The organism is Thalassotalea piscium, from assembly GCF_030295935.1.
Classification (GTDB): Bacteria; Pseudomonadota; Gammaproteobacteria; order Enterobacterales; family Alteromonadaceae; genus Thalassotalea_B; species Thalassotalea_B piscium.
On sequence record NZ_AP027362.1, the window covers coordinates 2,929,553 to 2,941,859 of the forward strand.

General features: G+C 37.3%; 12 protein-coding genes. 1 reads left to right on the plus strand and 11 read right to left on the minus strand.

Features of this window, described 5'->3' with window-relative positions; all coding sequences use genetic code 11:
* Positions 1-174: 174 nt before the first annotated feature.
* The 8 genes from QUD79_RS12895 to QUD79_RS12930 all read right to left on the minus strand — a co-directional run bounded on the left by QUD79_RS12895 (position 175) and on the right by QUD79_RS12930 (position 7,337).
* Positions 175-510, minus strand: a complete 336-nt coding sequence (locus QUD79_RS12895; RefSeq protein WP_184421429.1) for a hypothetical protein — start codon at positions 508-510, stop codon at positions 175-177.
* 60 nt (positions 511-570) lie between these two features.
* The gene (nrdR, locus tag QUD79_RS12900) at positions 571-1,023 is read right to left on the minus strand and encodes a transcriptional regulator NrdR (RefSeq protein WP_184421426.1); all 453 of its coding nucleotides are present in this window, start codon (positions 1,021-1,023) and stop codon (positions 571-573) included.
* Positions 1,024-1,181: 158 nt separating this feature from the next.
* A complete protein-coding gene (gene glyA / locus QUD79_RS12905; protein WP_184421423.1) occupies positions 1,182-2,438 on the minus strand; it encodes a serine hydroxymethyltransferase in 1,257 nt (418 codons plus the stop codon).
* Positions 2,439-2,755: 317 nt separating this feature from the next.
* Entirely contained in the window at positions 2,756-3,379 is a 624-nt protein-coding gene (locus QUD79_RS12910; protein ID WP_286288543.1) for a hypothetical protein, read from the minus strand.
* Positions 3,376-3,966, minus strand: a complete 591-nt coding sequence (locus QUD79_RS12915; RefSeq protein ID WP_184421418.1) for an RNA polymerase sigma factor — start codon at positions 3,964-3,966, stop codon at positions 3,376-3,378. The genes QUD79_RS12910 and QUD79_RS12915 overlap by 4 nt, the downstream gene beginning before the upstream one ends.
* A 12-nt stretch (positions 3,967-3,978) precedes the next feature.
* Positions 3,979-5,142 (minus strand): ABC transporter permease, encoded by a 1,164-nt coding sequence (locus QUD79_RS12920; RefSeq protein ID WP_184421415.1) that lies wholly within the window; start codon positions 5,140-5,142, stop codon positions 3,979-3,981.
* On the minus strand, positions 5,139-5,885 hold the full coding sequence (locus tag QUD79_RS12925) for an ABC transporter ATP-binding protein (protein ID WP_184421411.1): 747 nt from the start codon (positions 5,883-5,885) through the stop codon (positions 5,139-5,141). Before QUD79_RS12925 ends, QUD79_RS12920 begins: the two co-directional genes overlap by 4 nt.
* Before the next feature lie 9 nt (positions 5,886-5,894).
* Positions 5,895-7,337: an alpha/beta hydrolase gene (locus QUD79_RS12930; protein WP_184421408.1), complete on the minus strand. Its 1,443-nt coding sequence runs from the start codon at positions 7,335-7,337 to the stop codon at positions 5,895-5,897.
* A gap of 250 nt (positions 7,338-7,587) precedes the next feature.
* On the opposite strand from QUD79_RS12930, the gene QUD79_RS12935 reads away from it, so the two are divergent.
* Positions 7,588-7,806, plus strand: a complete 219-nt coding sequence (locus QUD79_RS12935) for an EF-hand domain-containing protein (protein ID WP_184421405.1) — start codon at positions 7,588-7,590, stop codon at positions 7,804-7,806.
* 84 nt (positions 7,807-7,890) lie between these two features.
* Here the strand turns inward: QUD79_RS12935 and QUD79_RS12940 are convergent, their stop codons facing one another.
* Genes QUD79_RS12940 through QUD79_RS12950 form a run of 3 tightly spaced genes read right to left on the minus strand, consistent with a single transcriptional unit; the run spans position 7,891 to position 12,292 of the window.
* A complete protein-coding gene (locus QUD79_RS12940) occupies positions 7,891-9,045 on the minus strand; it encodes a pyridoxal phosphate-dependent aminotransferase (RefSeq protein ID WP_184421402.1) in 1,155 nt (384 codons plus the stop codon).
* Positions 9,045-11,150: a 5-histidylcysteine sulfoxide synthase gene (gene ovoA / locus QUD79_RS12945; RefSeq protein WP_184421398.1), complete on the minus strand. Its 2,106-nt coding sequence runs from the start codon at positions 11,148-11,150 to the stop codon at positions 9,045-9,047. The genes QUD79_RS12940 and ovoA overlap by 1 nt, the downstream gene beginning before the upstream one ends.
* Positions 11,150-12,292 (minus strand): hypothetical protein, encoded by a 1,143-nt coding sequence (locus QUD79_RS12950; protein ID WP_184421396.1) that lies wholly within the window; start codon positions 12,290-12,292, stop codon positions 11,150-11,152. The genes ovoA and QUD79_RS12950 overlap by 1 nt, the downstream gene beginning before the upstream one ends.
* Positions 12,293-12,307: the final 15 nt, after the last annotated feature.

Here is a 12,307-nt window from a genome sequence, read left to right on the forward strand (position 1 = left end):
GGTATTATACCAGTTTCATTAATTAAGTGATCTATTTTATACGCAGTAAAAACAGTCAAATACAAGGCATTTGTTTTCATAACTAGTTGTTCTAATTATAAAATAAATAACGCAGTAGTTGATTGTTTTAACCAGTAGAAATGATCACATAGTTAGTGAGATTGGTATTACTATTTAATCAATAATAATATGTTCTGCATCAGGAAATAACGTAACTAACTTAAACCAGAATTCATCACTACCTTTTCGCCTGTGCCAAATATCAATGGCATGACCACTTTGGTAGAAAAAAGAAATGGCATTTTTCGACTTTTGCAGCTTAGTTACTTTTTTCATTGCAATTGTCGCTGATGCTTTTTTACCAACACGCGTTACTATAAAAGGCTTGATCAATAGTGTATCGTCGATAACTTCAATACCATACTTATTACCTAAGTTACCTTTATAATAATTGTAGATAACTAGGGGTAGCCCTAACAAACCTAGCCACTGTATAAATTCAAAATCCATTGATATTCCTGTTTTACCATTGCGCATAAAGAAGTGACCACTTATTTATACTGAATGGCATTAATCATCATCTAAACGCGCAATTTCTTCGCCAAATTCACGAATATCTTCGAAAGAGCGATAAACAGAAGCAAAGCGAACATACGCTACTTTATCAAGCGTTTTTAATTGCTCCATAATAAAGTTACCTAAGAGCTCACTACTTACCTCTCGCTCCCCCGTTGCTCGCATTTGAGATTTCACTTTATTGATACCTAGTTCAACTTGTTCAATGCTAACTGGTCGCTTTTCAAGTGCTCTAATTAATCCGCTGCGCATTTTGTCTTCATTAAAGGGTTCACGCGAACCATCACGCTTAATAATGCGTGGCATTAATAGCTCTGCAGTTTCAAAAGTAGTAAAGCGTTCGCTACAAGTAATACATTCTCTACGACGACGTATTTGATGACCATCGGCCACTAATCGAGAGTCAATAACTTTTGTTTCGGTAGCTGAACAAAATGGGCAATACATTCCATTCTCTATAAGTAAAAATTCAATAACACTTATTTTAATCTATTTTCGCCGCCAAGTAACGAGCACTATTGCAATACTGTAAATTTTTGGCAATAAAAAAGCTCTAACTGAAATAGTTTGAGCTTTAATTAAGGTAAATTAGCGTTTGCTAAAACTTATCCATAAACAGGAAAACGTGCACAAATTTCTTTTACTTTACCCTGTACAGTAGCAATAACATCTTCGTTGTTAATATCGTCTAAAATATCACAAATCCAGCCTGTTAATTGCTTCGTTTCTTCAACACCAAAACCACGGCGAGTAATTGCAGGTGTACCTAAACGTAAGCCTGAAGTGACAAAAGGAGAGCGTGGGTCATTAGGCACAGAGTTTTTATTTACCGTAATATGTGCACGGCCAAGGGCAGCATCAGCATCTTTACCAGTAATGTCTTTGTCAATTAAATCAAGTAAGAATAAATGGTTTTCAGTACCGTTAGATACCACTTTATAACCACGCTCTTGTAATACTTCAACCATAGCTTTAGCATTTTTCAATACCTGCTGTTGGTACACTTTAAACTCAGGCTGTAATGCTTCTTTAAATGCAACCGCTTTAGCCGCAATAACGTGCATTAATGGGCCACCTTGCCCACCAGGAAATACCGCAGAGTTTAATTTTTTATATATCTCTTCATCATTACACCCTGAAACAATTAAACCGCCACGAGGGCCTGCTAATGTTTTATGAGTAGTTGTAGTAACCACATGAGCATGTGGAACAGGGTTAGGATATAAGCCAGCAGCTACTAAACCTGCTACGTGCGCCATATCAACCATAAAATAAGCGCCAACTTCATCAGCAATTTTACGCATACGAGCCCAGTCAACAATACCTGAGAATGCAGAGAATCCACCAATGATCATTTCTGGTTTATGCTCTTTTGCTAAACGCTCAAGCTCTTCATAGTCAATATCACCTGTTTCTGGGTGTAAACCATACTGAATTGCTTCATAAGACTTACCAGAAAAGTTCACATGTGAGCCATGTGTTAAATGACCGCCATGAGCAAGACTCATACCTAATACTTTACCGCCTGGAGATACTAGCGCTTGAAATACAGCAGAGTTCGCCTGAGAACCAGCGTGTGGCTGTACGTTAGCGTATGTTGCACCAAATAATTCTTTTGCACGCTCAATCGCTAATGTTTCTGCTTTATCAACAAATTCACAACCACCGTAATAACGCTTGCCAGGATAACCTTCTGCATATTTGTTAGTTAGTTGAGAGCCTTGTGCCTCTAGTACACGAGGGCTACAATAGTTTTCTGATGCGATCAATTCAATGTGTTCTTCTTGACGAACAACTTCGTCAGCCATTGATTGCCATAATTCAGCATCAAAATCAGCAATATTCATATCACGAGTAAGCATGTCTTTACCTCAAGTTCACAGTTATTCACTGGAAAAAATGGATTAATTAAAATTGCCGCATATTTTGCCTGAATCAGGTGCTTTTGTACACGATAAAACCTATAGGTTTTAGCTTATTTTGCGATGATTTATATCAAAGCATCAAAAAGGCTAAATATCGACAGTAACCATAAATATGCAGTAGAAAATTTCTTCAACGAGAGTAAGTTCGTCTTAGCTTGAATATATCGAATAAAAAACAAAACATCAAGAACATAGATAAACAAAACATCATCATTTCCGAATTTAAGTTAAAGTAATGGCGCCTTACCTGTAATTTATTCTGATACAAAACCCTTTAACCGTTCCAGCTCAACTCGACGTTTTCGCAGAAAATATTCGCTAACCCACCAAATAGTTGCGATAAAAACATTAACAAATAGTAATGCGGGCAAAATAGGTTTTTCAGCTGCTGTTGTAACTTCGTATAGATACCAATTTGCCACTGGTAAAAAAGGGAGGCAGGAAAACTTCACAAGCTGTGCATACTTTATCGATGATTGGCAGTTTACCACTGCATTAGCAATGGCTTTATCAGGTGCATCTCTTACTTGTCGCCAAGCTTGTAACCGAAATTGTATTACATAGATACAAAAAACAATGGATGTAACACTACCAAACCCTAAATAATAAATAGTGGCCTTTTCCCAGTCACCTGCAATAATCCCCCATATAAAGGAAATAATAACACCTAGCGTTGCGAGTAAATCTCCAGCCAGACAACATTTAGCAAGATAAACTCGGCGTTTAGTATGCTTAATGAGTTGCTTAATATCTGTTTTTTTATAAGCTTGGCTTTGCCAGTCGCTAGACAGCTCATCCCATGATAAGTCGAGTTCTGCTTCGACACTTGATAAATCTTCTGGATTTTTCACTTGTTTATGCTCTATGCCTGTCATCAATTCACCGCCAATTTCTGCTGTAACGCCTGTTTAGCGCGCTGCAAACGTACACCGACTAAATTTGTAGTAATCGACAAAACCTCTGCTATTTCTTGGTAACTCATGCCTTCTAACGCTAATGTGATCACTTGCTGTTGATCTAATGTTAATTTACGAATAGCTATCGCTAGCCGTTGTTGGCGTTGCTGTTTATCTAAGGCTTGATAAGGTGTGGGTTGAACTTCATCTTGCTCGGCCTCAACAGGTATTTCTGATAGTTTTTTCTCGGGTTTAATACGTTTAACGGCTTTGGCAACATGAGTTGCTAAGACATTATGAGCGATTCGAGCGATAAACGTTTTCACTGAACTGTCTTCTCTAAAACTTGGCAACGCACGCCAAATATTTAATGATATTTCTTGAAACAGCTCATCTTGTATAGCTGTATCAGCTTCAAAGCCGTTAATAATATGACGAAGTAATTTTTCATACTCCGTCATCCACTGGTAGAAAGTTGTTTTATAGTTCAAGGAATGACTCTTATTGTTAGTTGCTGTCGTTTGGAAACGATCTTTTTTATTAAACTGTAATTCTAAAGAGTTATTCATATTAAACCCTCATTAACTTAACGACTGAACAACTTTTTCAGACGTTAATTTTTTTGCTAGGGTAAAAACTAATATCGCGGTCAACACAATAGTAACTAACGTTGTTAACGCTAAGTTAGTCCAATCGACAGGCAAGCCTTTAAAAATATCTTCCATTATTAATGACTGCCCTGTTACTGGCACCCAATCAAACCACTTAGGTTTATCGTCTATAAAGGTCATGATAAAAGGTAACATTGCAGGAATAAGCACTACCATAGTCACTGAAGATTGGGCTTCTTTAAAGCTTTTTGCTTGAAATGAAAAAAATAACTGCAGCGCTGAAGCGAAAAAGCAAATTGGGATCAGCATCACAACTATTATAACAACTGCGCTCAAATCTAGGCTGAAGCTAGCGCCAATTTTCGTTAAATCAACAAACCCAATTGAGGCAAAGGTCAATGAAATAGTGAGTAACACACCAATAAAGGCAATGGTGCTAGCGCAGGAAAGTTTAGCAAGCACAATTTTTAATGTGCTAACAGGTTGGCACAATAACATTTCAAGTACATTACGTTCACGCTCACCAGCGCTACTGTCAATAGCGACAGATAACCCAGACATAAATGCAGCCATTAATAAATACAAGCCAAGCATCATTGAAATCATAATAAAGTTACTACTAGGGGACGATGTATCTTGCTCGATTACATTGACAGGTCGTAATAAATTAACGTCGATTCCTCGTACTAACAGCCTTTTATATCCAATAGCCTGAGCATAGTTTTGAATGGTTTCTTTGATACGTCGAAGTGGTGCATTCATTGGTTTTTCACTAAAGTCAGCTTTTAGATATATATCAATTCTTTTACCATCAAGCATATCCTGTGCAAACGTTTCAGGAATAGTGAGTTCTATATTACGTTTATCCCAAAGCTCAGCCTCTTCTGCTGGCACATCACTAAATAACTTAATATTGTCATCTGCAAATGCTTTTATTAGTTTTGGTGCAAACTCGCTCCCCGTTACTTTAACGTAGACAAGCGGTGTTGATGCCATCTCTTTAATCATCATTTTAGACATCGCAAAGATCATAATTGGCGCCATAATCGCCATCATCATTGCCACCATTAAGGCGCGCTTGTCACGAAAAGCTTCTTTTAATTCTTTCTTAAGTAATGCTTTAAACTGGATCATGCTGCGACTCCTTCATCAGAACCAATCAGTTTAACAAATGCGTCTTCTAGCTGAGTTTTACCGGCTAAATCACATAACTCTTGTGGAGTGCCTTGAGCAGCTAACTTACCATTAGCAACAATTATCACTCGGTCACAAAGCGCTGCTACTTCTTGCATTACATGTGATGAAAATAAAATACAATGCCCTTTTGCTTTAAAGCTGCTGAGGTAGTCGCGCAATACACGAGTACTCATTACATCTAAGCCGCGGGTTGGCTCATCAAGTACAAAATTTTGTGGTTGATGAACTAACGCTTGCGCTAAAGTAACTTTCATACGTTGCCCTTGAGAAAAGCCCGCTGTTTTTCGATGTGCTAATGCTTCCATATCAAGGTCTTTTATCACCTGTTCAATCGCATTTTTTTTACCTATACCATGTAATCCATGAATACTAGCAAAGTAATCTATTTGCTCATAAGCGGTTAAGCGCTCATACAAACCAAATTTATCAGGAAAAATACCTAATCTGGCCCTTGCTACTAAAGGCTGTTCAGTTACCGAAATACCATCAATAGTTGCTGAACCTTGGTCAGCATCTAACAAACCATAAAGCGTTCTTAAACAGGTTGTTTTTCCTGCACCATTTGGGCCTAAAATACCGGTAATTTCACCGTCTTTTGCAGTAAATGACAAACCATCTAAGGCGACAACTGTATTCTTTTTCGATTTAAATGTTTTATGTAAATTGTTAACTTCAATCATAATTCTTCCTTAAATACTGCCATTTAAACTAGTCATAAACGATTCACTCGGGATCTTATTTAAACAAGACTCATCTAAAACATTAGGATCTTTTATCGTTAAAAACTCATCAATAATGTTAATCGCACAGGTTGAAGGGCCAGGCGTATGGCCACTATTTTTTAAAATTAAATGCTTACTGTTTGGTAACGATTTATCTGAATATTCTCCATTGCTCGGCGGTGTTACTGGGTCTACATCGCCAGAAATAATCAAGGTAGGTACGTTTGTGGTAACTGGTTGATAAAAAGTTTCATTCAGTCGGTATTGTGGCCATACAGGGCATACGGTTTTCCAAGCTAAATGGCTAGCGTCTTGACCAAAATTATTATCTGCATCTTTACGCCACATTTCATCACTAATACGCGGTACGTCTTCATTACAAACGATATTAAATAATAAACCAACGTACATACCCATGCTGCTGTCTTGCATCGCTGTTAAGCCCGCTAATGGAGCAAAGTTACCTAAAAATGCTTGATGAACGACTAAAGGCACCATGGTTCTCATTTCAACGGTATATAATTGCATTCTTAAAGTCGAAACAAACTTCAAACGACTGATAACAAATTCAGTGGGCGTACCTAGTCTTGGATGTGTGATGGTAGTGGTTATCGGCTTTTCACTTAAGCGTTCCATTACAGTGGCAAACTCTTGCGCTAAATTAGGATAAGCTTGTTTGCATGTCGCCTCTTCCATGCAGTGCTGTATTAACATATTAAATGATCGCGCTGAACTTTGCCCAAAAGTACCAATTGGCACTTCAATAGGGCCAACACTGTCTAGTACTACTGCACTAAGCGAATCAGGGAACATGCGCATGAAGACTAATCCTGCTCGTGTGCCATATGAGCCACCATAAATGGCAATTTTCTCATAACCTAATGCAGCCCTTACTGCATCAAAATCTCGTATGGCATTTTCAGTATTAAACTGACTCAGATCACCTTCAAATTGCGCCAAGCATTGTTTAATATCTTCAACATCTAAATCTTCAGGTATTGAGGCGTAAGGATCAACATCATCAACTTCTTCACACTGCAAAGGGTTTGATTTACCTGTTCCGCGTTGATCAACTAAAATTAAATCACGCGTTTTTCTCACCTGGGTAAAACCCTGACGTAAACTTGCAGCAATTTCAGCCGCTGCCTGTCCAGGTCCACCGGCTAAAAACATTAGAGGCTCTTTATTTTGGGTTTTGTCGATTGCGGGAATAACTGCAAAATTAACACTAATTTGAGTGCCAGCAGGTACTTGATAGTTTTCAGGAACCTGCAAAGTTCCACATTGTACTTTTTGTTTTATGCCATCTATATGGCAATCTTCCAATGCTAATTTATCAGCATTAGCATAAGATTGGCTTGAGCAAAGCAGTAAACTTGCTACAAAAATGCTATTCCAAGGTTTCTTCATTATTATCTTCCTTTAAAAACGTCTCCCCTATAGTCTCAAAGTTAACAAATTTATTACAATAATTTTTAAATTAATGTAAATTAACAAAATAAAAGACAAACTTAGAGATAATAATTTCGCTTAATACGCTGAATTTGCATCAATTTTAATCACACATACACAATAAACGACAAGATCCGTTTTTAATCATTCACAAATCATTAAATTAACGATAGAGTCTATATAGAAGTATTCACGCAGGAGTAGCGCAATGGAAATTAATCAGTGGGTAGATGAGTTATTTGAGGTTTTCGACGTAGACAAAGACGGTGTCATTAACCGCAGAGAGTTTGTTGAATTAATTGATTGTTTATTACAAGACAAAGGCATTCGCATGTGTGAAACAATTTTTCATCGCTTCGACAAAAACCATAGTAACTCAATTTCTAAAGATGAATTAAAACAGATGGTCATAGAGTTAGCGCTTTAATAAGTAACTGTTATTATTACCTAGCATAGCTAGGTATGTTCAAACCAACTTAATGTCCCCAAAACAGTCAGTGTTAAGAGTACATTAAGTGGGTTTGAAGTCAGTACAATAGTCTTTAAGCGCACCAAGGCCTGTAGATAAGTTATTTTGTCCTAAACCTAAGCGAAAAAAATTTCCAGATAAGCCAAACAATTTACTTGGTAAAATTAACACACCATAGTTATTTGCCATATTTGCGCTTAAGACCTCCACTCCTTCACTACCTAAATACTTTACTAGCGCGAGCATCCCTGCTTTAGGCTCAACCCATTCAAAAAGATGATTGTATTCATTAATAAAATGTTTAACCAAATCAATATTTTTTAAAATTAACCGATTATTATTATCGATAATTTCATTACTATGCATTAACGCGCATATCGCTAGTGCTTGGTCAATCGCCGAAATACAAATTGAACCTGTCGCTTTTACGGCAATAAGTTGTGATAACCACGCTTGGTTTTTACTCACTACCCATCCAATTCTGACCCCAGCTAAGCCAAGACTCTTTGACATTACGCCGACAGAGATAGCTTTATCATAACTAAGATAGTCATTAGTTAATGGAAGTTGATAATAATTAGACGCTTGCGCTACTTCATCTGCAATTAAATAGCATTGGTACTTAATCGCTAATGCAAGTAATTGCTTACTCAGATTAGTGTCTATTACACCGCCGGTTGGGTTATGCGGTGAATTTAGTACTAGTAGCTTTGTTTTTGCTGACATCAAGGACTCAACCTCATCAATACTAAACTGCCATGCATTAGCTTGATTAAGCTCAACAATATTAACACTGCAACCCATTTGCTCAGCCATGGATATTAAAGAAGGATAACAGGGGGTAAACACCACTATTTCATCACCTGGTTTTAAAACAGTTTGATAGATAGCAGCTAAAGCTTCCTGCCCACCGCAAAACGTTACTACATCGTCTGGTGATAAACTGTTACTTTTTGACAGAACTGATTGGCTATACTGCTGGTAATAACGACAAATAGCGAGTCTTAATTCTTCGCTACCACGCAATGATGCATACTCAAGATTAATGTTTGTAAAATCGACTGGGGAGAGCTGAACAAGATCTGCTAACGACATGGCTTGTGCACATGAGTGACTCAAGTTTATCGTTATATTGGCAGTTATTGATTGGCTATAAGCAATATGTGTAGGCAAATCAAATGTTGTTAGCTCATTCATTATTCGCCTTTCATCCAAACAGTTACATCAATTGATGTTGTCAAAAATTGTCGTAAGTTAATTTTATTTATCGTTGTTAAGGCTTGTTGATCAATTAATGTAAAGTGCGCTGCAAGCTGATTATGCAGACCATCGAATCCCGTTACATTTTCACCATTAACTTTAACACCACCAAGCCAGCTTTCTTTTGCAGTGTTTAACTCATTAAAACAATAACTACTGGCCACAATGAGTAAACTATGAGGTAAAAGTCGCTCTATCACATTAGCCAATACCTGTTTAGGTTGATAACTATTTTCAAGTACTTGATCAATTACAATAATATTGTAGTCTGTAAACTTCTGCTTGAGGTTACTCGCATCGCCTTGACTAAATAAAATATTATCAACCTGCTTCGAGAGCTTAAAATCAGATAAGTTAATTTGATGATAGTCGACAAGTTCACCTTCATTAACCGTTATGTAGCGCACATCTTTTTGTTGCTGTAATCGCACTGCGTGTTGAATGGTTTGAGCCGAAAAATCAATCGCATCTATTTGCTCAAAACATGGCCCTAATTCAAATGCTAGTCGACCAACGCCACAGCCTAAATTCAGTAATCGTGCTTTAGGTATTCCCACTTTGTCGATCGATTGATTAATTAAAGTAGCTAATTGTGGTGCATAGCGATTAACAAGGTCGTACTCTTGGGCAATTTTTTGGCAAATATCTAACGATGTTTCATAAGGGTTTACTGCAGTTAATGGTACCTCAGCATTTTTTGACACCACGTAACGAAAGCCTGCATGTTGATAAAAGTGACGCCTAAAGGCATAACGAGAAGACTTTATTGCTTCGTTACCGGTAGAGATCCATGATCCGCCTTTAATTAAGTTATGCTTACCATCAAAGGTTGGTGTAGAAAAGTCATCATATAGCGGATGAACAGTAAATTGATTAAAACCATCAATGCTTGACTCAGTCCACTGCCATACATTTCCCAATATGTCATAAACCCCACTGTGTTCAAATTTATCAACAGGGCAAGAGGAAGCAAAATATTCAAGATTAGTATTACCCGGTGCTTGCTGCCAAGTAGTTAAGTCTTGTTCAATTAAATCTCGCATTACCATCCATTCGGCTTCTGTAGGTAACCGAACATTTTGCTGAGTTATTGATGCTTTCCAATTACAAAATGCCTTTGCTTCTAGGTAGTTAATTTCAACAGGCCAATTTAATGGTAATGGCACTTCTTCAAGTAAGTTTCGCTGAAAATATTGATCGCCTTTTTTGCGCCAAAAGCGAGGCATTAATACCTTACTATACGCCAACCATTGTTGTCCTTCTTCCGTCCAACACTTTAAATTTTGGTAACCGCCAGCTTCAATAAAGGTTAGGTATTCTTGGTTTGATACCAAATATTGCCCAACTTGAAAGTCTTCAACTTCTACCGGTAGCTCACCATATTCATTATCCCAGCCGTAAGTTAAATCTTCAGCTTTTTTACCTAAAGAAAATGATTTACCCGCAACAGGTACCAGCTTATTTTTTGGGGCTTTATCAAAATCTTGGCACGCTTGCCATGCACAATCTGGTGTTAAATGAGCGAGATCAAGCATGCGCATAATTACTGAAGAGGTTTCTAAGTGAATTCTCTCGTGCTCACAGCCCATTAATATTACCCATGCTAACGAGTCTTGAGTAATAGGTAACGACAACTCCATAGTATCAATTAGCTGGTTAACTAACGCATACACTTGCTGTCGATAAGCTTTAACCTCCTCCACTGTAGGCCAGTTGTAATGACGGCTGTCTAAATCATCCCAGCTCATTTCATCAACACCTACAGCACAAATAGCTTCAAGCGAGTGATTCACACGTTGCTTAATATATTTACCTAAAATCAACTTATTAATATAAAACGTTGCAGTGTGCCCAAAATAAAAAATTAAAGGGTGACGAAGTGATTCAGGTCTTAGATAATAAGCTTCATCATTATTGATTAACGAAAATAAGCTTTCATAAGTTTGCCACGTATTTTGAAAATATCGCTTTAGTTCTGATTTTTTTTCATCAACACAAGTCCCTGTCAGCCAAGGTGTTTTAGCTTGAGTATTTTTATTCATTAGTTGCCATCTGTCCTAGTGCTAAACACAATTTTTTTATTACAGTACTTATCTAAAATGGTATTTTTAATTTTACTACCAATTTTCTCAGGCAGGCATGCGCTGCCTGCTAACATTATATGTTCAATTTCATTTAAACGCTGTTCAAACCAAAGCGCCTTTTTGAATAAACTATACGCCCCTAACACTCGCCCTTCATCGTACAAGGATAAAGGTAGTGGTTTAGTTAAGGCGTTTAAAGGCGCTACAAACCTATTGTTTTCTTCAAATGCTTTAACGGCATCAACCACATTTAACAAGGTAAAAACCACATTAACGTAGGCATTATATTGCAAACTTGCCGCACCCAATCGATGCTCGATACGTGCAGTTTTTTCCCAGTTAACTTGTTTTACGAGTGGTTCACTTAAATGGTTCACAATTAACACATCTTCACCCAAAGTTTGATTATGTTTACCGTATTTTCGATACAAAGCAATACTGCCTTGATGTCCGCCTGAAATATCAATTGGCGAGCATAATTCATCATTCAAACCATAGTCACTTTTAAGTTTTAATCGCTCAAAGGCATCATGCTCCGGTAAAAATAATAAAGCACAATCAAAGCTGGTATTAATAAAGCATTGTTGCAAATACTCACCTAAAGCAGTGGTTGCGATAAGGTTATTACCATTTGCATCACTAATACTTACATTAATTTGTATAGCATTAGGAATATGAATTGATTTATTCAACCCTTGAAAAATATTTTTACTACCTAGTAACAGCTCTGCTTGATCTCCCCCCCAAATAACAGGGTTTATTAGCACGTGTTCAATTCCTTGTTGCCTAAACAGCCTAGGGAGAATATACATAATTTTAGTTAAGTTATGCGCTTCTTTTAACGGAGATTGCCCTGCAAAAATAGACACAAACTCCCACTGATTTCGCCAGTATTCTGGGACCAGTTCCCCTTCAATACCGAGGGCGGAAATCGCTTTATTTATTTGCGCAAAATCGATTGTTACTGTTTTTTTAGTGTTTGAGCGAACGCAGCCTTCTAATTCAAAATGAATATGGGCCGTAAGCTGCTTCTTACCAAGAAAACATTGGAGAAGTTCAATAGCCTTTATGGCTAAATTGTCTAGTGAGGTATTACTCAAAAAAAGTCCTTCATT